The organism is Sphingomonas sp. M6A6_1c (assembly GCF_053345135.1).
The window spans coordinates 20,296-44,535 of sequence record NZ_JBKEZO010000008.1 but is presented as its reverse complement, the minus strand read 5'-3'; the positions used below and the strand labels follow the sequence as shown (position 1 = coordinate 44,535).

At 66.4% G+C, this 24,240-nt stretch carries 20 protein-coding genes and 1 tRNA gene; 13 read left to right on the top strand and 8 right to left on the bottom strand.

Translation table 11 applies throughout. From position 1 onward, the window contains the following. Nucleotides 1-16: 16 nt before the first annotated feature. A complete protein-coding gene (locus tag ACLBWH_RS17555) occupies nucleotides 17-661 on the top strand; it encodes a hypothetical protein (protein ID WP_447800140.1) in 645 nt (214 codons plus the stop codon). A gap of 43 nt (nucleotides 662-704) precedes the next feature. Here the strand turns inward: ACLBWH_RS17555 and ACLBWH_RS17550 are convergent, their stop codons facing one another. Beyond that, nucleotides 705-1,565, bottom strand: coding sequence for a manganese catalase family protein (locus tag ACLBWH_RS17550; protein WP_447800139.1), 861 nt, complete (start codon nucleotides 1,563-1,565; stop codon nucleotides 705-707). 268 nt (nucleotides 1,566-1,833) lie between these two features. On the opposite strand from ACLBWH_RS17550, the gene ACLBWH_RS17545 reads away from it, so the two are divergent. Continuing rightward, nucleotides 1,834-2,922: a calcium:proton antiporter gene (locus ACLBWH_RS17545; protein ID WP_447800138.1), complete on the top strand. Its 1,089-nt coding sequence runs from the start codon at nucleotides 1,834-1,836 to the stop codon at nucleotides 2,920-2,922. Nucleotides 2,923-3,113: 191 nt separating this feature from the next. Here ACLBWH_RS17545 and ACLBWH_RS17540 read toward each other — a convergent pair whose 3' ends face one another. From ACLBWH_RS17540 to ACLBWH_RS17530, 3 genes are read right to left on the bottom strand one after another with little or no spacing between them, the layout of a single operon-like run. Then, a complete protein-coding gene (locus tag ACLBWH_RS17540) occupies nucleotides 3,114-3,695 on the bottom strand; it encodes a methyltransferase family protein (protein WP_447800136.1) in 582 nt (193 codons plus the stop codon). Next, on the bottom strand, nucleotides 3,692-3,928 hold the full coding sequence (locus tag ACLBWH_RS17535; protein WP_322849049.1) for a hypothetical protein: 237 nt from the start codon (nucleotides 3,926-3,928) through the stop codon (nucleotides 3,692-3,694). The genes ACLBWH_RS17540 and ACLBWH_RS17535 overlap by 4 nt, the downstream gene beginning before the upstream one ends. Nucleotides 3,929-3,942: 14 nt before the next feature. After that, complete coding sequence (locus tag ACLBWH_RS17530) at nucleotides 3,943-5,646, bottom strand: M1 family metallopeptidase (RefSeq protein WP_447800135.1); 1,704 nt, start codon at nucleotides 5,644-5,646, stop codon at nucleotides 3,943-3,945. Nucleotides 5,647-5,796: 150 nt separating this feature from the next. Between ACLBWH_RS17530 and lon the strand changes: the two genes are divergently transcribed. The 6 genes from lon (at nucleotide 5,797) to ACLBWH_RS17500 (ending at nucleotide 14,276) form a co-directional block, all read left to right on the top strand. Next, entirely contained in the window at nucleotides 5,797-8,190 is a 2,394-nt protein-coding gene (lon, locus tag ACLBWH_RS17525; RefSeq protein ID WP_447800133.1) for an endopeptidase La, read from the top strand. 151 nt (nucleotides 8,191-8,341) lie between these two features. After that, a complete protein-coding gene (locus tag ACLBWH_RS17520; protein WP_038661816.1) occupies nucleotides 8,342-8,614 on the top strand; it encodes an HU family DNA-binding protein in 273 nt (90 codons plus the stop codon). A gap of 51 nt (nucleotides 8,615-8,665) precedes the next feature. Beyond that, nucleotides 8,666-8,740 (top strand) — tRNA-Val (locus tag ACLBWH_RS17515). A gap of 169 nt (nucleotides 8,741-8,909) precedes the next feature. Beyond that, nucleotides 8,910-9,242 carry a hypothetical protein gene (locus ACLBWH_RS17510; protein ID WP_447800131.1) on the top strand — a complete coding sequence of 111 codons (333 nt, stop codon included), beginning with the start codon at nucleotides 8,910-8,912 and terminating at the stop codon, nucleotides 9,240-9,242. 451 nt (nucleotides 9,243-9,693) lie between these two features. Further along, entirely contained in the window at nucleotides 9,694-11,325 is a 1,632-nt protein-coding gene (locus ACLBWH_RS17505) for a hypothetical protein (protein ID WP_447800130.1), read from the top strand. 107 nt (nucleotides 11,326-11,432) lie between these two features. Continuing rightward, nucleotides 11,433-14,276, top strand: coding sequence for a TonB-dependent receptor domain-containing protein (locus tag ACLBWH_RS17500; protein ID WP_447800129.1), 2,844 nt, complete (start codon nucleotides 11,433-11,435; stop codon nucleotides 14,274-14,276). Nucleotides 14,277-14,436: 160 nt separating this feature from the next. On the opposite strand, the gene ACLBWH_RS17495 is transcribed toward ACLBWH_RS17500, so the two are convergent. Further along, a complete protein-coding gene (locus tag ACLBWH_RS17495) occupies nucleotides 14,437-15,093 on the bottom strand; it encodes a prolyl hydroxylase family protein (protein WP_322849055.1) in 657 nt (218 codons plus the stop codon). Between the two features lie 94 nt (nucleotides 15,094-15,187). Between ACLBWH_RS17495 and ACLBWH_RS17490 the strand changes: the two genes are divergently transcribed. Genes ACLBWH_RS17490 through ACLBWH_RS17475 form a run of 4 tightly spaced genes read left to right on the top strand, consistent with a single transcriptional unit; the run spans nucleotide 15,188 to nucleotide 19,863 of the window. Further along, nucleotides 15,188-16,114 (top strand): bifunctional riboflavin kinase/FAD synthetase, encoded by a 927-nt coding sequence (locus ACLBWH_RS17490; RefSeq protein WP_447800127.1) that lies wholly within the window; start codon nucleotides 15,188-15,190, stop codon nucleotides 16,112-16,114. A gap of 57 nt (nucleotides 16,115-16,171) precedes the next feature. Continuing rightward, nucleotides 16,172-18,958: an isoleucine--tRNA ligase gene (gene ileS, locus ACLBWH_RS17485; RefSeq protein ID WP_447800125.1), complete on the top strand. Its 2,787-nt coding sequence runs from the start codon at nucleotides 16,172-16,174 to the stop codon at nucleotides 18,956-18,958. Continuing rightward, nucleotides 18,951-19,460, top strand: a complete 510-nt coding sequence (gene lspA / locus ACLBWH_RS17480; protein ID WP_447800123.1) for a signal peptidase II — start codon at nucleotides 18,951-18,953, stop codon at nucleotides 19,458-19,460. Before ileS ends, lspA begins: the two co-directional genes overlap by 8 nt. Then, nucleotides 19,453-19,863 (top strand): DUF3035 domain-containing protein, encoded by a 411-nt coding sequence (locus ACLBWH_RS17475; RefSeq protein ID WP_322849059.1) that lies wholly within the window; start codon nucleotides 19,453-19,455, stop codon nucleotides 19,861-19,863. Before lspA ends, ACLBWH_RS17475 begins: the two co-directional genes overlap by 8 nt. A gap of 116 nt (nucleotides 19,864-19,979) precedes the next feature. Here ACLBWH_RS17475 and metC read toward each other — a convergent pair whose 3' ends face one another. The 3 genes from metC to ACLBWH_RS17460 all read right to left on the bottom strand — a co-directional run bounded on the left by metC (nucleotide 19,980) and on the right by ACLBWH_RS17460 (nucleotide 23,644). After that, nucleotides 19,980-21,221: a cystathionine beta-lyase gene (gene metC / locus ACLBWH_RS17470; protein ID WP_416222405.1), complete on the bottom strand. Its 1,242-nt coding sequence runs from the start codon at nucleotides 21,219-21,221 to the stop codon at nucleotides 19,980-19,982. Beyond that, nucleotides 21,172-22,035 carry a 3-mercaptopyruvate sulfurtransferase gene (gene sseA, locus ACLBWH_RS17465; protein ID WP_447800122.1) on the bottom strand — a complete coding sequence of 288 codons (864 nt, stop codon included), beginning with the start codon at nucleotides 22,033-22,035 and terminating at the stop codon, nucleotides 21,172-21,174. The genes metC and sseA overlap by 50 nt, the downstream gene beginning before the upstream one ends. A gap of 64 nt (nucleotides 22,036-22,099) precedes the next feature. After that, nucleotides 22,100-23,644, bottom strand: a complete 1,545-nt coding sequence (locus ACLBWH_RS17460; RefSeq protein WP_447800121.1) for a cryptochrome/photolyase family protein — start codon at nucleotides 23,642-23,644, stop codon at nucleotides 22,100-22,102. A 29-nt stretch (nucleotides 23,645-23,673) separates the two neighbouring features. On the opposite strand from ACLBWH_RS17460, the gene queF reads away from it, so the two are divergent. Further along, a complete protein-coding gene (gene queF / locus ACLBWH_RS17455; RefSeq protein WP_447800119.1) occupies nucleotides 23,674-24,120 on the top strand; it encodes a preQ(1) synthase in 447 nt (148 codons plus the stop codon). Nucleotides 24,121-24,240: the final 120 nt, after the last annotated feature.

Below are 24,240 nucleotides of genomic sequence, written 5' to 3'. Positions count from 1 at the left end.
AAAGACGAGCCGGACCATGACCTTATCGGAACGCTATCATCGCGACGGCCATGTCGGCCTGCCGCAATTGTTCGTGCCCGAGGTGCTGCTCGCTTTCTATCGGATGATGCAGAGCGACCTGCAGGCGACGGGGCGGCCGTTGCAGAGCTTCACCGCGCGCGGGCCGTTGCTGCGCCAGCCGGCGATCGAAGTCTATGCGTTCCAATATGCGCCGATGCTCACCTTTCTCTGGGGGCTGACGCCGCGGGTCGCCGAGGTGGTGGGGCGCGAGCTGCTGCCGACCTATGCCTATTTCCGCGCCTATCAGCAGGGCGACGTCTGCCGCGTGCATTCGGATCGGCAAGCGTGCGAACACAGCCTGTCGCTGACTATCGCTTACGGTGACGACCGGCCGTGGGCGCTGTCGGTAGCAACCGAGCGCACCGAGGTGCCGCAGCCGCAGGTCTCGAAGGATTTCGGGGCGCAACCCTATGCATCGGTGGCGATGCAGCCGGGCGACGGGGTGCTGTATCAGGGGACGCATCACCGGCACGGGCGGCTCGAGGCCAATCCCAATAGCTGGTCGGCGCACCTCTTCCTGCATTGGGTGGAGAAGGACGGGCGCTATCGCGATCAGGCGTTCGACCGGCCGGCGCAGGCGCGGGCCGCGCAGGTACGGTGAGGGAAACCCGGCGGCGCTTGCGACGCCGCCGGGTTCCGGTCGATCAGGGCTTGCCGATCTGGTCGGTCTGCGCGCCGCTGTCCGGACCGGCGGGCCCGAGGATCGGTTCCTCGCCGAGCGGCTCGTTGCGGAACACGGTGTATTCGCCCTTGCCGTCGACCGAGGGGCCGCTGGTCCAGCGTCCTTCCGGGAAGGTGCCGTCGACCGAGGTGGCGTAGAAATTATAGTTGTTCTGATTGTCTTCCTCGCTCTGCGGGAAGCTGTTCGGAACGGGGGCCTGAACGGTCATGCCACCGAGTTCCTCGACCACCGCGAGCCATTGATTTTGGTGCATCGTGTCGCGGGCGATCATATAGTGGAGCATCTTCTTCATGCCCTCGTCATGCGCCGCGTTGAACAGGCGGACGGCGAGCACGCGGCCCGTGCTTTCCGCTGCGACGTTCGCATACATGTCCGCCGCGATATTGCCGCTGGCGTAGATGTGGCTCATGTTGAAGGGCACGCCGTCGGAATCGATCGGCATCGCGGCGAGGCCGCTCGACAGCAGATTCTTGTGGATCAGCCCTTCGATGATGTGGCGCGGGCGTTCGCCGCCCATCACCGCGCCGACGATCCCGTCGGCTGCGCCCTCTTCCTGCAAGGAGGCAGGGGCCTTGTCGAGGTTGAGCGCGACCGCGGTGGCGAGCATCTCGATATGGCCGATCTCTTCGGTCGCGGTGTGCAACAGCATGTCGCGGTAGCGCGTATCCGGCGCACGATTGCCCCACGCCTGGAAGAAATATTGCATGCAGACGCGGATCTCGCCTTCGACGCCGCCGATCGCCTGTTGCAGCATGCGCGCGAACTGCGGGTCCGGCTTTTCGACGGTGACGGGATATTGCAGGCGCTTGTCATGATAATACATGGCGGCGTCTCCGGATGTTCGGGAAGAAACATGTCGGCCTCGCGCCGACCCTGACCTAACCGACGACGACGCCATGGGTTTATTGCGCAGGTAGAACAAAACTTAATAATCGTAATAACTTAGATCATCTCCCGGACATCTTGCCGGGTCCGTCGCGTCTGCTCTTGATCCGTATCAAAGTGTTAATGGCGGCGCTTCGCGGCGATCGATACGGACCTTTTGCATACGCGGAAGCATTGGCTTTGCGTAACGATCCGGAGGAGACAGCATGACCGTAACCAAGGGCTGGATGGGGCTGCCGCCATGGGCGATCCTGTTCCCGGCGCTCGGCGTGCCGGTGGTGCTGCTGTCGGTCTATGCGATGGGGACGATCGGTACGATCGTCGCCGCGATCGTGCTGATCGGTGCCGTCGTGGCGGCGGTGCATCACGCGGAGGTGGTCGCGCATCGCGTCGGCGAGCCGTTCGGAACGCTGGTGCTGGCGATCGCGGTGACGGTGATCGAGGTGTCGCTGATCGTCTCGCTGATGCTGTCGGGGTCGGGCGACGTCGCCGCGCTGGCGCGCGACACGGTGTTCGCGGCGATCATGATCATCCTGAACTTCATCATCGGGCTGTGCCTGCTGACCGGCGGGATCAAGCATGGCGAGCAGCGCTTCACGTTGCGTGGGATCAGCGCCGCGCTGGCGACGCTCGCCGCGCTGGTCGTGCTGTCGCTGATCCTGCCCAATTACACGACGAGCGCGGCGGGGCCGACCTATGCGCCGTCGCAACTGATCTTCGTCGCGATCGTCAGCCTGGTGCTCTACGGCACGTTCGTGCTGGTGCAGACGGTGCGGCATCGCGACTATTTCCTGCCCGCCGGCGATATCGCGCAGGAAGAACATGCGCCGCCGCCGAGCGACCGCACCGCATGGACCGCGTTCGGCATCCTGCTGGTCGCATTGGTCGTGGTGGTATTGCTCGCCAAGGGATTGTCGGCGCAGGTCGAGGCGGCGATCCTCGCGGCCGGGCTGCCGCTGGCGATCGTCGGTGTGGTGATCGCGGCGCTGGTGCTCGCGCCGGAAAGCCTCGCCGCCTACAATGCGGCGCGGCGCGACCGGTTGCAGACCAGCCTCAACCTCGCTTTGGGGTCGGCACTGGCGACGATCGGGCTGACCATTCCGGCGGTGGCGATCGTCAGCCTAGTGCTCGGCCTGCCGCTGGCGCTGGGGATCGGGGCGAAGAGCATGACCCTGCTGGCGCTGTCGCTGTTCGTGACGACGATCTCGCTGGGCACCGGGCGGACGACGGTGTTGCAGGGGGTCGTGCATCTGGTGATCTTCGCGGCGTATCTTTTCACCACGGTGGTGCCGTAGCGCTTCCTGGGCCGGATATACAGCCAGGGTTTGGGTGCCAAATTCCTCCCCCGCCAGGGGGAGGTGGCGCGGCGTAGCCGTGACGGAGGGGGAGGACACGGAACCGATGTTTCCCTTTCCTCCCCCTCCGTCATGCCTGCGGCATGCCACCTCCCCCTGGCGGGGGAGGAATTTTTTGAACGTCGATCCGACTAGATCAGCCCCGGCACGAAGCGCTTCACGCGTGCCGCATAGGCTTCGTAGGTCGCGCCGAACATCGCGTGCAGCAATCGCTCCTCGATGCGAACGCGCAGCCACGTGCCCAGCGCGTAGACCGGCAGGGCCAATGTCAGGCGGGGGAGGTGGCCCAGCGCCAGCGCCAGCGCGATCACCACCAGCGCGAGTGCGGTGTAGATCGGGTGGCGCATCCGGGCGAAGGGGCCGGTGGTGACCAAAGCGTGATCGGCGCGGGTGCGCGCGACGAGGCTCCAGTTGTGGCCCATCGCTGCGGTCGCCCAGACGAAGAGGGTGAGCGCCGCGGCGAGCAGCGCTGCGGTTAGCGCCGCCTGCACCAGCGCCGCGGACCCGAGCGGGTCGAGCGTCGCCCGTACCGGGCCGCTCGCGGCGATGACGCCGCCGAGGCCTTGAATTGCGATGCCGATCAGCGACGCCGCGTCGCGCCGGCTGCCGCGTTCGGCCGGGCGTCGCCAGCGCCGCGCGACGAGCGCGACCGCGAACAGCAAAAGCCCGGTCGCCAGCACCGCCAATGCGGGCAGGCCGGCGGCATGGCTCATCGCGGGCGCTGGCGGCTGGCGAGCCACAGGCCGCCGGCGATCTGCGCGAGCGCATAGAGTTGCCGCCGGCCCGGCCGGTCGACGAACGGCGCGACCGTCTTCTCGGCGCCGAGCGATTTTTCCTTCCACAGATCGACGTGGCGCCGAGGCTGGAGGAGGCCGACGAGGCCGTCGCCGACCATGAAGATCGCCGCCATCTCGGCGGCACGCGCGGTCCAGGGCTGGGTCGTCATCGCGGGCTCCTCGGTCATTTGGGTTTGGGCTGCGCGGCCTTCCACGCCTGATAGGCGTCGATCGCATCGTCCTGCCTGAGCACGCGCGCCATCGGATCGACCACGACATGCGCGCCCGCCGGCACGGTGATCGTCGCGACGCCGCCGGTCATCGCCACCTTCTGGACGACGTCATCGACCGCCACCTCGACCGGCAGCGGGAAGGGCTTGTTGGTCGGCGAGGTCCATTTCAGCGTTAGCTGCGTCGCGTTGCGCGTCGCGGTCAGCTTGGGCAGCGCCGCCTGGTAGAGGTAGACGTCGAAGAACCATTGCCAATCCTGCCCCGTCACCTGCTTGACGTAGCCGATGAACTCGGGGGTCGTGCGAAACAAGGGCTGGAAATTGCCCGGCGCGGGATCGGCGCGGCCGTAGACGGTCCAGCGCAGGATCTCGTCGAACTGCCTGTCGCCGATCGCGTTGCGCAGCGTGTGGAGCACCCACGCGCCCTTGTAATAGATGTCACCGCCGCGGCCGGGCGAGGTCTTGTAGACGTCGTCGGCGGTCTGCGGCTTGCCGGCGACCAGCGCCGACTGGTTGAGGATCTTCGGCCGCATGTCGAGCATCATCGCCGCATAGCGCGCGTCGCCGTCGCGCCAGCGGCCGTAGAGCGGCTGCATATATTCGGTGAAGCCTTCGTGCATCCAGAAGTCGTCCCAATTGGGCGCGGTCATCTGGTTGGCGAACCATTCGTGGCCGAATTCGTGCTGGAACAGCCAGTCGAAGCCTTCGGGCGCCTTGGCATATTCGTTGCCGTAGGCGTTGATCGTCTGGTGCTCCATGCCCTTGTGCGGGGTCTCGACCACGCCGACCTTCTCGTTCGCCCAGGCGTAGGGGCCGACGACGCTTTCGTAGAAGTCGAGCGTCGGCGCGAATTCGGCGAACAGCTTCTCCGCTTTGTCCTTCTCGCCGGGCAGATACCAATAATACATCGGTATCTCGTTGCCGTATTTGCTCTTGTAGGTGCCGGTCAGCTCCTCATACGGGCCGACGTTGAGCGCGATCGTATAGGGATTGGGGTGCGCGACCTCCCAGTTCCAGGTGCTGCGGCCGTCGTCGAGATGATCGACGCCGAGCAATTTGCCGTTCGACGGCGCCTTCAGCCCCTTGGGCACGGTGATGTGGAGCGTCACCTTCTGCGGCTCGTAGGTCGGATAGTCGATGCACGGCCAGAACAGGTCGCAGCCCTCGCCCTGCACCGCGGTGGCGATCCACGGGCTGCCGTCGGGCGTCTTGGCCCAGACGAAGCCGCCGTCCCACGGCGCGCGCACCGCGGTATGCGGGCGGCCACCATAAGTGATCTTGACGGTAAGCTTGGCGTCCTTGGCGGCCTTCTTGACCAATTTGATCGTCATCCGGCCTTCGGGGTTGCTGAACCCCGCCGAATCGACGCCGTCGACGGTCACCGCGGTGACGGTGAAATTCTTGTCGAGATCGACCACCAGCCGGTCGATCCGCTCCTTGGCGGTGAAGACGAGCGTCGCGGTGGCGTTGATCACCTCGCGCTCGGGGTCGACCTCGAACTGCAGGTCCGCGGTGTCGAACGTCACCTTCTTCTGCGCGGCGTCGAGCGGCCCGCCCGAGGCGGCGGTCTGCGCGCTGAGCGGCGGCTTGCCCGGTTCGGCGGCATAAGCGCTGGCCGACAGCAGCAATAGGGCGGCGAACGGCAGGCGTAGCGGCATTCTGTACTCCCGGATGGAAGCGGCGGGTTTCGGCGCTCGGCCGAAGGATGACAAGTCCCGCCGTGCCGTACGCGCGACGATTGATGGATACGCCCCGATCCCCATATAGAGTATCAAAGCCACCCCGTTCGAAGTGGCGCCGGAGTATCCATGATCACATTCCCCGTTCTGCCGCTGCGCGACATCGTCGTGTTCCCGCACATGATCGTGCCGCTGTTCGTCGGACGCGACAAATCGGTCGCCGCGCTGGAAGCGGCGATGGGCGCGGACAAGGAGATCTTCCTCGTCGCGCAGCTCGATCCGGCCGAGGACGATCCCGGCCGCGAGGATCTGTACGAGGTCGGCGTCACCGCCACCGTGCTGCAATTGCTCAAGCTGCCCGACGGCACCGTGCGCGTGCTGGTCGAGGGTAAGGCGCGCGGCCGGCTGGGCGAGCTGTCGGAGGGTGACGGCTATCTGCAGTCGACGGTCGAGATGCTGGAGGAGCGCGAGGCGGAGGGCGTCGAGGTCGAGGCGCTGATGCGCTCGGCGGTCGAGCAGTTCGAGACCTATGCCAAGCTCAACAAGAAGCTGCCCGCCGAAACCGCGCAGCAGCTCGGCGAGATCGTCAAGGCCTCGAAGCTCGGCGATGCGATCATGGCCAATGTGCAGGTCAAGGTCGCCGACAAGCAGGCGCTGCTGGTCGAGCTCGATCCGGTCAAGCGGCTGGAGATGGCCTATGCGCTGATGGAGGGCGAGCTTGGCGTGCTGCACGTCGAGAAGAAGATCAAGAGCCGCGTCAAGCGCCAGATGGAGAAGACGCAGCGCGAATATTACCTCAACGAGCAGTTGAAGGCGATCCAGCGCGAGCTGGGCAATAGCGACGACGAGAGCGACGGCGACGAAATCGCCGAGCTGACGCAGAAGATCGCGACGCTGAAGCTCAGCAAGGAAGCGCGCAGCAAGGCGACGTCGGAGCTGAAGAAGCTCAAGACGATGGCGCCGATGAGCGCCGAGGCGACGGTCGTGCGCAACTACCTCGACGTGCTGCTCGGCCTGCCCTGGGGCAAGAAGTCCAAGATCAAGAAGGACATCGCCGCGGCGCAGGCGGTGCTCGACGAGGACCATTACGCGCTCGAGAAGGTCAAGGACCGGATCGTCGAATATCTCGGCGTGCAGGCGCGCACCAACAAGCTGAAGGGGCCGATCCTGTGCCTCGTCGGCCCGCCGGGCGTCGGCAAGACCAGCCTCGGCAAGTCGATCGCCAAGGCGACGGGCCGCGAGTTCATCCGCCAGAGCCTCGGCGGCGTACGCGACGAGGCCGAGATCCGCGGCCACCGCCGCACCTATATCGGCTCGCTTCCGGGCAAGATCGTGACCAACCTGAAGAAGGCGGGTACGTCCAACCCGCTGTTCCTGCTCGACGAGATCGACAAGCTCGGCCAGGATTTCCGCGGCGACCCGGCGTCGGCGCTGCTCGAGGTGCTCGACCCGGAACAGAACGGCAAGTTCAACGACCATTATCTCGAGATCGACATCGATCTGTCCGACGTGATGTTCGTGTGCACCGCCAACACGCTCAACCTGCCGCAGCCGTTGCTCGACCGGATGGAGATCATCCGCCTCGAAGGCTATACCGAGGACGAGAAGGTCGAGATCGCCAAGGGCCATCTGATCGAGAAGCAGATCGAGGCGCACGGCCTGAAGCCGGGCGAGTTCACGCTGACCGACGACGGCCTGCGCGCGCTGATCCAGAAATACACGCGCGAGGCGGGCGTGCGCACGCTGGAGCGCGAGATCGCGCGGCTGGCGCGCAAGGCTTTGCGCCAGATCCTCGAAGGCAAGGTGACGAGCGTCACGGTGACGCCCGACAATCTCGGCGAGTTCGCCGGCGTGCAGAAGTTCCGCCACGGGCTCGGCGAGACCGAGCATCAGATCGGTGCGGTCACCGGGCTCGCCTGGACCGAGGTCGGCGGCGAATTGCTGACGATCGAGAGCGTCACCGTGCCCGGCAAGGGCGCGGTCAAGACCACGGGTACGCTCGGCGACGTGATGAAGGAATCGGTGCAGGCCGCCTTCAGCTTCGTCCAGGCGCGCAGCCCGAGCTATGGCATCAAGCCGTCGCTGTTCCACCGCAAGGACATCCACATCCATCTGCCCGAGGGTGCGGTGCCCAAGGACGGGCCGTCGGCGGGCATCGGCCTGGTCGTCTCGATCGTCTCGACGCTCACCGGCGTCTCGGTGAAGAAGGACGTGGCGATGACCGGCGAGGTCACGCTCCGCGGCCGTGTGCTGCCGATCGGCGGGCTCAAGGAAAAGCTGCTCGCGGCGCTGCGCGGCGGCATCACCACGGTGCTGATCCCGCAGGAAAACGAGAAGGATCTCGCCGACATCCCGCAGAACATCAAGGACGGGCTGTCCATCGTACCGGTCGCGCACGTCGACGAGGTGCTCAAGCTGGCGCTGACCGAACCCCTGTCCGCAATCGAGTGGACGGACGCCGATGAACTCGCCGCATTGCCGCCGGCGGGGGTTGCACCTGCGGGCGGTGAGTTGCATCACTGACCCAAAGGCGGCTAGGCCGTCGTTAACGTTTTGAAACCGCTGCGCCTTACACAGCGCAGCGGTATCGATTGACTCTGCCGGTCGGGGCGGCCTTACTGGTCGTTCTGGCTTGGCAATGATTCTTCTTAAGGTTCGAAGGGGGCAGTATTCCATGAACAAGCAAGAGCTGATCGCGACGGTCGCGGACACCTCGGGGCTCGCCAAGGGCGACGCGATCAAGGCGGTGGAAGCGGTGTTCGACGCGATCACGGACAGCTTGAAGAAGGGCGACGAGGTTCGCCTGGTGGGGTTCGGCACCTTCTCCGTCTCCAAGCGCAAGGCGTCGCAGGGCCGCAATCCCCGCACGCTGGAGCCGATGACGATCAAGGCGTCCAACCAGCCCAAGTTCAAGGCCGGCAAGGGCCTGAAAGATTCGGTAAACTGAGACTGGACAGCGGCGGCGGCTGCCCGTAAAGGCCCGCCTCCGATAAGTTTCGGGCGCGTAGCTCAGCGGTAGAGCACACCCTTCACACGGGTGGGGTCACAGGTTCAATCCCTGTCGCGCCCACCATATCAGCCCGTCCGGTCGCACGATCGGCGGGCTTTTTGGTTTCTGGCGCCGGGGCGTTGCGGCGTGCAGGCCGAGGCCGCCGCGGTGCCCGGTTCCTTTTGGTCGTTGCGGATCGGGAACAATCGTCTGATCTCCGGATTAAGCTCTTCAGTTCAAAGGGAGAGAGATCATGGTAGACTATACGACCGACCGTAACGGCGACCGCGTCATCGTTGAGCGTCGCGGCGGCGCCGGCCGCGTGCTGGCGATCGTGGCGGTGGTGGCGATCATCATCGTCGCCCTGCTGTTCCTGACCGGCTTCTGGAGCGCGGACGTCACCAAGAAGGGCTCGCTGCCGATCGTCGACGTCAGCGCCAAGGGCGGCTCGCTGCCGGCGGTGGATCTCGATTCGAAGAAGGTCGTCGTCGGTACCAAGGAAACCACGGTCGAAGTGCCCAAGGTCAAGACCGAGAAGGAAACCGTCTCGGTTCCCGCGATCGGCGTGACGGACGGCAAGAAGTAAGCTTGCTGGCTTCGTGACGCGGCGGGCGTCCTCCGGAAGGAGGGCGCCCGTTTTGCGTTTGGGGGCGGGGGTATCCGCAACCTGCTTCGTCATGCCGGACTTGATCCGGCATCCCGCTCTCTTCTGCTCGCCGCGGTTGAGCCGCAGAAGAAGAAGCGGGACCCCGGCTCAAGGCCGGGATGACGGGAAGAGGGTTTGGCTTGTTACGGGTCGTGTGCGATCCGTTCGCGCTAGCGGGGGAGGAATTTCGCTGGCATTCAGTGGCTTGCGTCCCATGCGCCGCGCGGCCCCGCCGCCGCCGCCGTAACAAAGTCGTCACATCACCGTCACCGAAACGTCTCCCGAATCTCATTCAGACGTCATTTACCGCTCGTACCGCGGCTCCAGGGAACGGTCGAAGGGGGAGCCTTGGCCGACCGTCACAACGACTATCGACCGGGAGCTTTCGATCATGGCGAGCAACACGCGCATCGGCGCAATCCTCATGGCATCCACCGCCTGCCTGGCGCTCGCCGGCTGCGGCGGCGCCGACAGCGTCGCCTCGCCGGGAGCCGGCAGCGTCGTGATCGTCGCGCCGACCCCGACGCCGACCGCGCCGACCCCGACGCCGACCCCCTCGGCGATCACCGCCGCGCAATTCGCCGCCGCCACGCAGGTCAACACGATCACGATCACCTCCGACGAGCAGCTCGCCATCGTCAACGCGGGCAGCAACAACAACGTCAACGGTGTCGGCTCGACGCTCAACGGCGTCTATCCGGCGTCCGCGACCTCGCTGACCACCGCGGCCGACCCGTCGGCGATCAACGCCTTCTTCACCCGCACCAATTACGTCGGCGCGCTGAGCGGGCCGAGCGACACGAGCTTCCAGGGCTGGACCTGCAACTCGACTGCCGCCGAATTCGGCGGCAGCGGCGCGCGCTGCACCGCGGTGCCGGCGATCGGCACGCTGGCGAGCGGCGCCGCCTGCCCGGCGGGCACCAACACCGCGACCGGCGCGGCGAACACCGCCACCGCCGCGACGATCGGCGGCTTCAAGATCTGCGACATCCCGCAGGCGGTCACCACCAGCCTGACGCTGCCGCGCATCGCCGGCATCGCCTATCGCTTCACCGGCCAGACCGAGGTCGGCACCGATCTCGGCGCGACTGGCGGCACCGGCGTGACGCTGACCGTCGAGCCCGGCGTCACCGTCTTCGCCAATGCCAACGAATCGACCAACGACCTGCTGCTGGTCAACCGCGGGTCGAAGCTCAACGCGATCGGCACCGCCGCGGCACCGATCATCTTCACCTCGCAGCAGAACGTCAGCTCGGCGACCGGCGAATCGGAAACCAGCCAGGGCCATTGGGGCGGCATCATCCTGCTCGGCCGCGCGCCGACCGCGGTGTGCGCGACCGGCAGCGGCGGCAGCAACGCGACGCCGTGCCAGCTCGCGATCGAGGGCGTCACCGGCCGCTTCTACGGCGGCACCGACACCGCCGATTCGAGCGGCACGATGTCCTACGTCCAGATCCGCTATTCGGGCATCGCGATCAGCGACGGCAACGAGCTGCAGGGCCTGACGCTCGGCGCGACCGGGTCGGGCACCACGCTCGACCATATTCAGAGCCACAATTCGGCGGATGACGGCATCGAGATCTTCGGCGGCACCAGCAACCTGAAATATATCGCGATCACCGGCGCCGACGACGACGGTTTCGACATCGACAACGGCTATCGCGGCTTCATCCAGTTCATGATCGCGGCGCAGCGGACCAGCGGCGCGACCGTCGACAGCTTCTCGACCGAGATCGACTCGAACAACGCCGAGGACCTGCTGCCGCGGACCTTCGCGACCTACGCCAATTTCACCTTCATCCAGACCGCGCTGGCGCCCGCCGCGATCCGCCAGCGTGGCGGCTCCGACATGCGCTTCGTCAACGGCGTGGTGAAGACGGTGAGCAACGTCGCCTGCGTCAACATCATCGCCGGCGAGCAGACCAGCGGCGGGCGCAGCACCGTCCGTCCGGCCGATACGGCGTTGCAGGACTTCGGTCCGCCGTCGTTCAACTCGGTCTATTTCGCCTGCCAGGGCCGCTGAGGCCATGGGGCGCCTGACGGTGCCCCATCCCAGCATCGGTTCCGCAGGTGGCGATCCCGTCACCTGCGGACACCTGTATCCAGACTCCTGATCCGGGATTGACGGTCATGCCGCAGCGGCTCGCTTTCGCCACCCTTCTATTGATGTCCTCCACCCTCGTGGCGCCGGCGGTTCTCGCGCAGACCGCGGGTGGCACCGCCGCGCCGGCACCGCCCCCGGCGCAGACCTCCACGCCCGCGACGTCGAGCCCCGGCGGCGCGACCGATCCGCAGAGCGCGGCGCCGACCGCCACGGATCAGCAGGAGGCACCGGTCGAGGTGTCCGCCCCGGGCATGAACGGCGATGGCGAGGACATCGTCGTCGTCGGCCGCAACATCCCCAACGTCGTCCGCTCGACTCCACAGATCGTCTCGGTGCTGTCGAGTGCCGATATCGCGCGGACCGGCGAGGGCGACATCGCCGGCGCGCTGACCCGCGTCACCGGCCTGTCGGTGGTCGGCGGCGGCTTCGTCTACGTCCGCGGCCTCGGCGATCGCTATTCCTCGTCGCTGCTCAACGGTTCGCCTTTGCCCAGCCCCGAGCCGCTGCGCCGTTCGGTGCCGCTCGACATCTTCCCGACGACAATCGTCGGTTCGGCGCTGGTCCAGAAGACCTATTCGGTCAATTATCCCGGCGAGTTCGGCGGCGGCGTCATCAATTTGACGACCAAGGCGATCCCCGACAAGAATTTCGTCTCGTTCGGCGCGACCATCTCGGCCGACGACGCGACGACCAGCGAATTGGGCTATACCTATTACGGCGGCGATGCCGACTGGATCGGCTTCGACGACGGCACGCGCAAGGTGCCCGCGTTTATCAAGAATGCGCCCAACGGCAGCGGCATCATCCCCGCCGCGCAGGTCGCGCAGCTCTCCAACGCCTCGACCACGCTGCTCCAGCGCAACAACCAATTGCCGGCGAACTGGTCGGGCGAGATCAGCGGCGGCTCGGTCTACGACATCGGATCGTCGCGGCTCGGCGTGATCGCCTCGCTGAGCGCCAGCAACACCTTCCGCACCCGTTTCGCCAACCAGCAGGACAGCGTCTCGGCAGACGGCACGCTGCGCAACGATTTCAGCACCTTACTGACCGACAACCGGATCGTCGCCAATGCCCTGATCGGCGTCGGTCTGGAGTTCGGGGAGAACACCATCCGCTGGACCAACGTCTATATCCACGACACGCTGAAGCAGGCGCGCGGATCGGCGGCGACGCTGTACAACAACGCCAGCGGTTTGCGTTTCCAGCAGAACACCAATTGGTTCGAACGCCAGCTGATCGAGACGCAATTGGTCGGCGAATTCAAGCTGACCGATGCGCTGAAGGTCGACGTGCGCGGCGCCTATGCCAACTCTAAGCGCAATGCGCCTTATGAGCGGCAGTTCGACTATCTCTGCTCCGCGACGACCACCACCGGCGTGCCGATCACCAGCGACGGTGCGCAGCAGGCGGACGGCTACCAGTGCAACGGCGCCTATCAGGTGACGCAGCGCTTCACCCCCTTCGCCTCGATCATCTTCAGCGAGCTGAACGAGAATCTGTGGACCGGTCAGGCGGACACGTCGTACAAGATCGACGGCGATCGTCCGATCACGCTGTCGGCGGGCTATTTCTACCAGGGCACCGACCGGACCTCGTCGCGCCTGCAGTTCAACTATCAGACGTCGAACGGCGGCGGCACCGCGCCGGGCTATCCCTACAATCTGTTACGGCCGGATTATCTGTTAAGCCCCGACGTGCTCAACAACGCCTGTCCGTCCACCGCCAACACCGCGCCCTGCACGATCCAGTTGCAGTTCAGCACCGCGGCGGGCGCCTATCGCTATGACGCCAGCCTCGACGTCCATGCCGGCTATGTGCAGGCCGAGGGCGAGGCGTTCGACGGGCTGCGGGCGGTGATCGGCGTGCGCTACGAGCGCGGCGACGAGCGGGTCACGCCGTTCGGCGTCACCACCGGCCTTGCGCGGCTGAAGAACGATTACTTCCTGCCGGCATCGACGCTGACCTGGAATTTCGCCGCCGACATGCAATTGCGTGCCAGCGCCGCCAAGACGATCTCGCGCCCGCAGTTCCGCGAGCTCGCGCCGCAGCAGTTCCGCGATCCCGATTCGGATCGCTTGTTCTTCGGTAACCCGCTGCTGCGCGATTCGAAGCTCTATAATCTCGAAGCGCGCTACGAATGGTTCTTCAAGCGCGACCAGCGCTTCACTCTGGCGGGCTTCTACAAGCGGATCGACAATCCGATCGAGCAGGTCGGCTTCTACACCGGCGCCGACGACCGGTTGCAGACCGGCTTCACCTATCTGCCCAAGGCGACGCTGTACGGCGGCGAGGTCGAGCTCCAGAAATATTTCCCGCTCGCCGACGTCTTCGGCAGCGAGTTCTTCGCGACGCGGCGCGCGCTGCTGGTCGCCAATTACACTTACACCAAGTCGAAGATCACCGCGGACAGCAATTGCGCGCCGTCGGTCGCCTCTTCGACCCAGGCGGTCGGCAATTGCGCGGTCGGTTTTGCGCCCGCCTCGTCGCTGTTCCGCGACGGTGCGCCGCTGACGGGCCAGTCGGACCATCTCGTCAACTTGCAGATCGGGATCGAGGACAGCGCGGCGCTGTCGCAGATCACCTTGCTGTTCAACTATGCGAGCAAGCGCGTGACCAATCGCGGTCCCTCGCTGCTGAGCGGCACCGGCTTCCAGCCCGACATCGTCGAGCATCCCGGCGTCCGCCTCGACCTCGTCGCGCGGCAAGGCGTCGAGCTGATGGGCGGCAAGTTCGAGATCAAGGCCGAGGCGCGCAACCTGACCCGCACCCGCTATCGCGAGAGCCAGACCTTCGCCAACGGCAACGAGGTGTATATCAACCGCTACAATCTCGGCCGCGTGTTCAGCCTTGGCGTGAGCGCGACGTTCTAGTGCGAAATCCTCCCCCGCAAGGGGGAGGGGGACCGCTCGGCGCTAGCCGAGTGGTGGAGGGGGCGGAAAAGGCGGAGCCTCGTAACAAGGCTAACGCCCTTTCCGCCCCTTTCGTCAGTGCTGCGCACTGCCACCTCCCCTGGCGGGGGAGGAATTGGGATCATGCCCACACCCGTTCGCGATACCATTTCGTGATGACGTATTTCACCCCGTCGCGCACCTTCATCCCCTGATGCAGTGTCGCCGGATTGGGCGTGCCGTCGAAGCGGCGGTTGTTCCAGGCGACGAGCTTGCCCGTCTCCGGCTGGATGATCTTGTCTGCGGCCTTGAAGCGGGTCGCGCCGCCGGCCTCGGGTTCGTTGAGATAGACCATTACCGTCCACGTCCGGTTGCCCGCCACCGAGCAATAGCGCTCGTAGTCGGCGCCCTGCGGCTCGAAATAATCGGTGTGGCCCTTGAACTCCTGCCCGACCGCGTAGCGCTGGCCCTGCAACGGCTCGCCATGCATGGGGTCGAGGCCGGTGAACGCGGCCAGCCGTGCCTCGACCGCCTGCACCACCGGGTCGGTCGCGGCGAGATCGCCCGTCTCGCTGGTGCGGAAGGCGGCGTCGCCGTTGGGATCGGCGATCGTCGAGGGGCGGCGGACCGCGTCGATCCGCTCGATCAGCGCGTCGCACAGCGTTGGCCCGATGAAGCCGCGGGCGATGAACAGGTCGAGCTTCGGGCTCGGCACCTTCTGCACGCCGGGTTGCGACAGCAGGCGGGCGACGATCGGCTCGGGCATCAGGCCGCTGCCGAGGTAGGGGAGGGACGTCATGGTCATCATCCTACCCCCGGTCGACGGGCCGCGGAAAGGGGCCGATTTGCACCACCTGTTGCTCCCCGCACGCGCGCGTCCTAAGGGGCCGGCGATGGAGCGGCTGGACGGTGGCTCGGCGGTGCCGTCGCATCTGGCGGGCGGGATCGTCGCGCTCGGCAATTTCGATGGCTTTCACCTCGGGCACCAGGCGGTGGTCGGGCGGGCGGTGGCGCGTGCGCGCGCCGAGGGCAGGCCGGCACTGGTCGCGACCTTCGATCCGCATCCGGTGCGCCACTTCCGCCCCGATGCGCCGCCGTTCCGGCTGACCACGCTCGACCAGCGCGAACGGCTGTTCGCCGCGGCGGGGGTCGATGCGATGGTCGTCTTCCCGTTCGATGCGGCGCTCGCCGCGCTGTCGGCGGAGGCGTTCATCGCCGAGCGGCTGCACGCCAATCTCGCGGTCGCGGGCGTCGTGACCGGTGAGGATTTCACCTTCGGCCATCGCAAGAGCGGCGACGTCCGCCTGCTCGCCGCGCGCGGCCGGGCGCATGGTTTCGTCGCGGAGACGGTCGGTGCGGTGACGCTGGACGGCGAGCCGGTGTCGTCGACCCGCATCCGTAGGCTGCTGTGCGACGGCGACCCGCGCGGTGCGGCGCGGCTGCTCACCCGCCCCTTCGCGATCGAGGGCGTGGTCCAGCATGGCGACAAGGTCGGCCGCACGATCGGCTATCCCACCGCCAACGTCGACATGGGCAAGTATCTGCGCCCGGCCTACGGCATCTATGCGGTGACCGCGCGGCTCGCCGACGGGCGGCAGCTGAAGGGCGCGGCGAACCTCGGCATCCGGCCGACCTTCGATCCGCCCAAGGAGCTGCTCGAACCCTTTTTCTTCGATTTTTCCGGCGATCTGTACGGGCAATCGATCGAGGTGGCGCTGATCGACTATCTGCGTCCCGAGGCGAAATTCGACGGCCTGGATGCGCTGATGGCGCAGATGGAGCGCGATTGCGCGCGGGCGCGGGCGTTGCTGGATGCTTAACCCACCTCGTTTATGCGCTTTGTGCTGACCGACACTCACGATAAGACCGCCAAACATATGACCGACGCCCCCGACACGCCGAAAGATTGGCGCGACACCGTCTTCCTGCCGAAGACCGACTTTCCGATGAAGGCGGGTCTCGCCGCCAAGGAGCCGGCGATCCTCGACCGCTGGGCGCGCATCGGCGTCTACGACCGGCTGCGCGAACAGCGGGCGGGGCGCGAGAAATTCATCCTCCACGACGGCCCGCCCTACGCCAATGGCGACATCCACATGGGCCATGCGATGAACAAGGTGCTGAAGGACATCATCGTCCGCAGCCAGTCGCTGATCGGCAAGGACGCGCCCTACGTGCCCGGGTGGGACTGCCACGGCCTGCCGATCGAGTGGAAGGTCGAGGAGGCGTATCGCGCCAAGAAGCAGAACAAGGACGAGGTGCCGGTCGCGCAATTCCGCGCCGAATGCCGCGCCTATGCCGATCGCTGGGTCGGCGTGCAGCGCGACCAGTTCCAGCGGCTGGGCGTGATGGGCGATTGGGCCGATCCCTATCTGACGATGAATTACGACGCCGAGGCGACGATCGTCGGCGAATTGCTCAAATTCGCCGAGAGCGGCCAGCTCTATCGCGGTGCCAAGCCGGTGATGTGGTCGCCGGTCGAAAAGACTGCGCTCGCCGAGGCCGAGGTCGAATATGAGGACGTCGTCTCGACCCAGATCGATGTCGGTTTCGAGATCGCAACCGCGCCCGAGGGAGAATTGCTGGTCGGCGCGACCGCGGTGATCTGGACGACCACGCCGTGGACGATCCCGGTCAATCAGGCGCTCGCCTATAATCCGGCACTCGATTACGTGTTGTTCGAAAGCGGCGGCCGGCGCTTCCTCGTCGAGGAAAATCTGGTGTCGGCGTTCGGCAAGCGCACCGGCATCGCGCTCGAAACCGTGATAGCCCTAGTTAAGGGCAGCGCCCTGGAGGGGGCGACCGCGCGTCACCCGATGCACGCGCTCGGCGGCTTCTTCGCGCGGCCGCGGCCGTTCCTGTCGGGCGATTTCGTCACCAGCGACGCCGGCACCGGCCTCGTCCACATGGCGCCAGACCATGGCGAGGACGACTTCCTGCTGTGCAAGGCCAACGGCCTGGAGCCCGTATTCGCGGTCGACGGCGCCGGCTTCTACCGGCCCGATTGGGCGTGGCTCGGCGGACAGGGCAGCGTCATCAACAAGAAGTTCGTCGGCGCCGACGGCCCGATCTGCACGGACCTGCGCGCGGTCGGCGCATTGCTCGCCGCTTCGGACGATTTCGCGCACAGCTATCCGCATTCGTGGCGGTCGAAGGCGAAGGTGATCTTCCGCGCGACGCCGCAATGGTTCATCCCGATGGACCGGCCGATCCTCAACGGCGGGGAAGGCGCGAGCAACGGCGCGACGCTGCGCGAGACCGCGCTCGACGCGATCGAGCATACGCGCTGGGTGCCGGCGCGCTCGCAGAACCGCATCCGCTCGATGGTCGAGGGGCGCCCCGATTGGGTGATCAGCCGCCAGCGCGCTTGGGGCGTGCCGATCGCGCTTTATGTCGATCGGACGACCGGCGACTATCTCAACGATCCCGCGGTCAACGCGCGGATCATCGCCGCCTTCCGCGACGGCGGCGCCGATGCGTGGTTCACCGCGGATCATCAGGCGCTGCTCGGCCCCGATCATGACCTGGCGGATTACGAACCGCAGAACGACATTCTCGACGTCTGGTTCGACAGCGGTTCGACGCATGTCTTCACCGTCGAGGCGCGCTACGGCGAGGACGTCCGCGCCAATCTGTACCTCGAAGGCAGCGACCAGCATCGCGGCTGGTTCCAGTCGTCGCTCCTCGAAAGCTGCGGCACGCGCGGTCGCGCGCCCTATGACGCGGTGCTGACGCACGGCTTCGCGCTCGACGGACAGGGGCGCAAGATGTCGAAGAGCCTCGGCAATGTCGTCGATCCCCTCAAGGTGATCGGTGAGAGTGGGGCGGACATCCTGCGCATGTGGGTCGCCTCGACGGATTATTTCGACGACGTGCGGATCGGCAAGGAAGTGCTCGGTACCGCCTCCGACGGCTATCGCAAGCTGCGCAACACCTTCCGCTATCTGCTCGGCGCGCTCGACGGCTTCAGCGAGGCCGAACGGGTCGAGGTCGAGGCGATGCCCGAGCTGGAGCGCTACGTGCTCACCTTGCTGGGCCAGCTCGACATGGATTTGCGCGAGGCGGCGGAGAGCTATGAGCTCAACCGCTATCTGCGTCGCCTGACCGACTTCGCCAACGAGGATCTGTCGGCCTTCTTCTTCGATATCCGCAAGGACTCGCTCTATTGCGATGCGCCGGGCGATCCGAAGCGGCGCGCCTATCGCACGGTGCTCGACACCTTGTTCCACGCTCTCGTCCGCTATGCCGCGCCGATCCTCTGCTTCACCGCGGAAGAGGTGTGGCAGGCGCGCTTCCCGAGCGAGGACGGATCGGTGCATTTCCTCGAATGGCCCGAACTGCCGGCGCTGCCCGGCGACCAGCCGCTCGGCACCGACTGGGCGGACGTCCGCCGGCTGCGCACCAGCGTGACCGAGGCGATCGAGCCGCTGCGCCGCGAGAAGACGGTGCGCTCCAGCCTAGAGGCGGAGGTGACCGTACCCGAGCTGCCGCTGTCGGCAGAGGCGCTGGCCGAGACGTTCATCGTCGCCAAGGTCGAAGCCGGCGACGCGGTCGCGGTGACGCGTACCGATTACCACAAATGCGGACGCTGCTGGCGGCATCTGCCCGAGGTGGCGGTCGACGGCGACCTGTGCGCGCGGTGCGAGGATGTCGTCGCCCATGCGTAACATCCCCATCGCCGGGCTGCTGACCGCGGCCTTGCTGTTCGTCGTCGATCAGGTGACGAAGGTGACGATCACCGATGTGTTGCAGCTCGACGAGCTGACCGCGGAGCGGACGATCACGCCGTTCTTCAACCTGCGCTTCGTCGCCAACCACGGCATCTCGCTGGGGCTGCTCCACGCCGACACCAACACGATGCGCTGGGCGCTGGTCGCGATGACCGGCGCGATCGCAGTGGCGGTGGCGGTGTGGATGACGCGCGAGCCCCATCGCGCCGACCAGATGGCGCTGGGCGCGATCCTGGGCGGCGCGCTCGGCAATATCGTCGACCGGGTGCGCTTCGGCTATGTCGTCGACTTCGCCGATCTGCATTTCGGCGACTGGCGGCCGTTCCTCGTCTTCAACGTCGCCGATGCGGCGATCACCCTCGGCGTGCTGGTGCTGCTTGTCCGCGCGCTCCTGATGCGCGACAAGCGCGACATCCCCTCGGAGAATCCCCATGCGTAAGTCAGTTCCGATTCTCGCCGGCCTCGCCTGCGTCGTCCTCCTCTCGGGCTGCGGCAAGCGCGGCTACGATCGCGCCCGGCCGGACGAATTCGCCGTCGCGCGTCAGGCGCCGCTGGTGATCCCGCCCGATTATTCGCTGGTGCCGCCGCAGCCCGGCGCCGCCCGCCCGCAGGACAATGCCTCGCAGGCGCAGACGCTCGACGCCTTGTTCGGCGGCAATACGCAGCGCAGCGCGGCGGAGAATGGCGTCGTCAGCCAGGCCGGCGGCGACGCGGCCGACACCGGCATCCGCTCGTCGGTCGGCGACCCCGCGACCAACGTCGTCGACAAGGGTGCGACGACGCGCGACATCGTCGCGGCGCCCGAGGGCGACGGCCAGGACGCGAAGGCATCGGCGCAGTAACCGTCAAATCCTCCCTCGCTTTAGCGGGAGTGCAGGGTTGATCATGCCCCCGGCATGACCTTGAACGGCCGGCGGCCGTTCAACCCGGCACTCCCTGGCGGGGGAGGACTTACAAATTATATAGCCCCTCTGAACGCCGCCAGCCCGCGCTCCAGATCGGCGATCAGGTCGCCTGCGTCCTCCAGCCCGATCTGCAACCGAACCATCGGCCCGGCATAGTCGCGCGGCGCCGCGGTCCTGCTTCGGGCGGGGTCGGCGGGGATGGCGAGGCTTTCGAACCCGCCCCAGCTATAGCCGATGCCGAACAGGTCGAGCGTATCGATCAGCGCCGCGCGCGCCGCCTCGCCGCCGCCGTTCAGCACGAACGAGAACAATCCGCTCGATCCCTTGAAGTCGCGCGCCCACAGATCGTGGCCGGGGCAGGAGGGCAGGGCCGGGTGCAGCACCTGCGCCACCTCGGGCCGCTCCGCGAGCCAGCGTGCGATCTCCAGCGCGCTGCGCTGGTGCTGCGCCAGCCGTACCGCCATCGTGCGCAGGCCGCGGCTGCCGAGCCAGCTATCGTCGGGGGAGGCGACCTGCCCCAATTGGAAGCTCGTATCGCGCAGCCGCGCATAATGGCCCGGCGCGGCGGTGACCGAGCCGAGCATCGCGTCGGAATGGCCGACGACATATTTGGTCGCGGCGAGGATGGTGAGGTCGATGCCTTTCTCGATCGCCGGGAAGAACAGCGGCGTCGCCCAAGTATTGTCGAGCAGCGTCGTCAGCCCGTGGCGTTTGGCCACCGCGACGATCGCCGGCACGTCCTGCACCTCGAAGGTCAGGCTGCCCGGGCTTTCGAGAAAGATCGCCTTGGTCGCCGGGCCGACCAGCGCCTCGATCCCCGCGCCGATCAACGGATCGTAGAAGCGCGTGGTGATCCCGAACCGCTTGAGCAATTGCATCGCCTGCCCGCGTGTCGGGTCATAGGCGCTGTCGACCAGCAGCAGTTCGTCGCCGGGCGACAGCACCGAGAGCAACGCCGCGGCGATCGCCGCGACGCCCGAGGGGTAGAGGAAGGTCGCCTCCGCCCCCGGTTCGAGCGCCGTCAGCGCGTCGGCGAGGCTCCATTGCGTCGGCGTGCCGCGGCGGCCGTAATAGAGGCGGTGATGCGTATCGGGCCGGGCATTGGCGCGCAGGTCGGCGATGCTGTCGTAGAGGATCGTCGAGGCGCGCCAGACCGGCGTGTTGACGATGCCTTGCGTCCATTCGGGGCGCCGGCCGGCCTGGACGACGCGGGTGGCGTCGCCCAGATCGCGGTCGGTCGTGTTCCTATCCGTCAACGGTTTCCTTGGCTCCCATGGCCTTGGGCGTCGAGCGATCCGCTCCCCATTCCGACCAACTGCCATCATAGATGGGCATGTCCCTGCCGACCAGATGCGCGCCGAAGGCGAGCACCGCCGCGGTGATGCCAGAACCGCAGGTGGCGACCATCGGCCGGTCGAGGTCGACCCCCGCCGCCGCGAACGCCTCGTGCAGCGCCTGCCCGCGCTTCCAGGTGCCGTCGACGTTGAACAGCTTGCCCTGCGGCAGGTTCTTCGAGCCCGGGATATGGCCGGCATGCGTCGCGGGGCGCGGATCGGGTTCCTCGCCGGTGAAGCGCGCCGCCGAGCGGGCGTCGACCACCTGTTCGGCGCCGCTGTCGATATTAGCCTTCATCTGCGCCAGCGTGCGGACGTTCTTGGCATCGACCCAGACGGTGAAATGGCGATGGCGCAGGCTTTCCTTGCCGCTCGCGGTCGCGCGCCCCTCCGCCTGCCATTTGGCGAGGCCGCCATCGAGGATCGCGACGTCGTGCGCGCCGAAGGTACGCAGCATCCACCACGCCCGCGCGGCGGTATGATGCGGGGAATTGTCGTAGAGCACGATGCGGCTGCCGTCGCCGAGCCCGAGGCTTTGCATGCGGCTGGCGAATTTCTCCGCGCTCGGCAGCATCATCGGCAGATCGCTGTCGGTGTCGCGCAATTCGCCGAGGTTCATGAACACCGCGCCCGGAATATGCGCCGCCTCATATTCGGTGGCGGCGTCGCGCGGCGGCTCGCCGGGGAAATTGGCGAAATAGGTGGCATCGACGATCCTGAGATCGCTCGCACCGAGCTCCCCGGCCAGCCATTCGGTGGTCACCAACGCGTCCATCACTCACTCCCTACGTTCACACGGGTTAGTCGGGCCGACGACTGGGGAGGAGCGCCCGATGCCGTCAATAGCCGTCTTCCCCGGCGGTGTCGAGGGCCTGCAAGAAAGTTGCGGCTTGAGCCAGTGTTTCCTTTTGAGATTGCTCGGATTGCTTCGCCCACGTACTATATGGCATGCGCAGGCGCATGTTGCCGCCCAGCTTGTCCTCGTGGCGGACGAGGAAGTCCCAGTAGAGCGCGTTGTACGGGCAGGCGTTTTCGCCGACCCGCTGCTTCACGTCGTAGCGGCATTTGCCGCAATAGTCGCTCATCCGGTCGATATAGGCGCCCGACGAGATATAGGGCTTCGACCCCAGCAGGCCGCCGTCGCCGAACTGGCTCATCCCGAGCGTGTTGGGCAGCTCGACCCATTCATAGGCGTCGATATAGACTTCGAGATACCAGCGATGGACCTCGGCGGGATCGGCGCCGATCAGCAACGCGAAATTGCCGGTGACCATCAGCCGCTGGATATGATGCGCGTGCGCGGTGGCGAGCGTCTGGCCGATCGCCTCCTTGAGGCAATGCATGTCGGTCTCGCCGGTCCAATACCAGCCGGGCAATTTGCGGTGATGATCGAGGAAGTTGCGCTCGACGTATGCGGGCCCCTCCCGCCAGTAGATGCCGCGCATATATTCGCGCCAGCCGATGATCTGGCGGATATAGCCCTCGACCGAATTGAGCGGGGCGCGGCCGGCGCGATATTCCGCCTCGGCGCGCCGGCACAGGTCGAGCGGATCGAGCAGCCCGGAATTGATATAGGGCGACAGGATCGAGTGCCAGAGGTAGCGCTCGCCGGTCAGCATCGCGTCCTCGTAATCGCCGAATTGCGGCAGCGCCTTTTCGAGGAAATAGGCGGCCTGTTTCTCGGCATCGGCCGCGGTCACCGCATAAGCGAAACCGTCGAGCGTGCCGGGATGATCGGCGAAGCGCTCGGCGACCAGCGCCATCACCTCCTGCGTGATCGCATCGGGCGCGAACCTGTGCGGACGCGGCATGAACAGGTCGTTCTTCGCCGGCTTGCGGTTCTCCTTGTCGAAGTTCCAGCGTTCGCCGACCGGCTGCTTGCCGTCCATCAGCAGCCCGGTCTTGCGGCGCATGACGCGGTAGAAGAACTCCATCGTCAACTGGTTGCGGTCCTTCGCCCAAGCCTCGAACTCGGCATGGTCGCACAGGAAGCGATCGTCGCGGCGGATGTCTACGGGCAGGCCGAAGATCGTCTCCCAGCCGTCGATCATCGCGACGACGCGCCATTCGCCGGCCTCGGTGACGGCGATACGGTCGGGGGCGTGGCGCTGGACGGCGCGGGCGATCTCGCCGGTGAAGCTGCCGCTGTTGTCGGGATCGTCGAGCCGGACGTAATCGACCGTCCAGCCCGCGTGCGCCAGCGCCGCGGCGTGGTGGCGCATCGCCGACAGGATATAGGCGATCTTCTGCTTGTGGTGGCGGACGTAGGTCGTCTCGTCGCCGACCTCCATCATCAGCACGATCGTTTCAGCCGGGTCGGCGTCGCGCAACGAGGAGAGGGACAGGCTGAGCTGGTCGCCCAGCACCGGAACCAGCGTTTTCATATCGGGATCGACATCCTACATGGCGGGGCATGACCCCAATGCATCTCGGCCAAGCCAGCCAGCTGCCCGCCTCTCCCGAAGAGGCGGTGCTCGATTATGTTCCCAACCCGCGTGCCGGAACGACCTATCTCGTCCGTTTCGCGGTGCCAGAATTCACCTCGCTCTGCCCGGTGACCGGCCAGCCCGATTTCGCGCATCTCGTGATCGACTATGCGCCCGGCGAGACGATCGTCGAGTCCAAGTCGCTCAAGCTGTTCCTCGGGTCGTTCCGCAACCATGCCGGCTTCCACGAGGATTGCACCGTCGGCATCGGCCAGCGCCTGTTCGAGGAGATGAAGCCCCAGTGGCTGCGCATCGGCGGCTATTGGTATCCGCGCGGCGGCATTCCGATAGATGTCTTCTGGCAGTCCGGACCGCCGCCCGCTGGCCTGTGGCTGCCCGATCAGGGCGTGCAGCCCTATCGCGGCAGAGGCTGATCGCATCCGGGTCGGCGCTGGTTGCAGTGCAACAAGAATGCAACCTTTGGGCCGTTCGCGTGTTCACCAAACAGCAAGGTTTTGGCTTCGCCACAAATCTGCCTTTTTGAAGGGACTCGG

Bases quoted from the DNA above. Each gene is read 5' to 3' on its own strand.
- lspA (WP_447800123.1), top strand. From the start codon at position 18,951: ATGCGTAACATCCCCATCGCCGGGCTGCTGACCGCGGCCTTGCTGTTC.
- queF (WP_447800119.1), top strand. From the start codon at position 23,674: ATGACCCCAATGCATCTCGGCCAAGCCAGCCAGCTGCCCGCCTCTCCC.
- ACLBWH_RS17510 (WP_447800131.1), top strand. From the start codon at position 8,910: ATGGTAGACTATACGACCGACCGTAACGGCGACCGCGTCATCGTTGAG.
- ACLBWH_RS17505 (WP_447800130.1), top strand. From the start codon at position 9,694: ATGGCGAGCAACACGCGCATCGGCGCAATCCTCATGGCATCCACCGCC.
- ACLBWH_RS17555 (WP_447800140.1), top strand. From the start codon at position 17: ATGACCTTATCGGAACGCTATCATCGCGACGGCCATGTCGGCCTGCCG.
- ileS (WP_447800125.1), top strand. From the start codon at position 16,172: ATGACCGACGCCCCCGACACGCCGAAAGATTGGCGCGACACCGTCTTC.
- ACLBWH_RS17550 (WP_447800139.1), bottom strand. From the start codon at position 1,565: ATGTATTATCATGACAAGCGCCTGCAATATCCCGTCACCGTCGAAAAG.
- ACLBWH_RS17500 (WP_447800129.1), top strand. From the start codon at position 11,433: ATGCCGCAGCGGCTCGCTTTCGCCACCCTTCTATTGATGTCCTCCACC.
- lon (WP_447800133.1), top strand. From the start codon at position 5,797: ATGATCACATTCCCCGTTCTGCCGCTGCGCGACATCGTCGTGTTCCCG.
- ACLBWH_RS17530 (WP_447800135.1), bottom strand. From the start codon at position 5,646: ATGCCGCTACGCCTGCCGTTCGCCGCCCTATTGCTGCTGTCGGCCAGC.
- ACLBWH_RS17460 (WP_447800121.1), bottom strand. From the start codon at position 23,644: ATGAAAACGCTGGTTCCGGTGCTGGGCGACCAGCTCAGCCTGTCCCTC.
- ACLBWH_RS17495 (WP_322849055.1), bottom strand. From the start codon at position 15,093: ATGACGTCCCTCCCCTACCTCGGCAGCGGCCTGATGCCCGAGCCGATC.
- sseA (WP_447800122.1), bottom strand. From the start codon at position 22,035: ATGGACGCGTTGGTGACCACCGAATGGCTGGCCGGGGAGCTCGGTGCG.
- ACLBWH_RS17490 (WP_447800127.1), top strand. From the start codon at position 15,188: ATGGAGCGGCTGGACGGTGGCTCGGCGGTGCCGTCGCATCTGGCGGGC.
- ACLBWH_RS17520 (WP_038661816.1), top strand. From the start codon at position 8,342: ATGAACAAGCAAGAGCTGATCGCGACGGTCGCGGACACCTCGGGGCTC.
- ACLBWH_RS17535 (WP_322849049.1), bottom strand. From the start codon at position 3,928: ATGACGACCCAGCCCTGGACCGCGCGTGCCGCCGAGATGGCGGCGATC.
- ACLBWH_RS17475 (WP_322849059.1), top strand. From the start codon at position 19,453: ATGCGTAAGTCAGTTCCGATTCTCGCCGGCCTCGCCTGCGTCGTCCTC.
- ACLBWH_RS17545 (WP_447800138.1), top strand. From the start codon at position 1,834: ATGACCGTAACCAAGGGCTGGATGGGGCTGCCGCCATGGGCGATCCTG.
- ACLBWH_RS17540 (WP_447800136.1), bottom strand. From the start codon at position 3,695: ATGAGCCATGCCGCCGGCCTGCCCGCATTGGCGGTGCTGGCGACCGGG.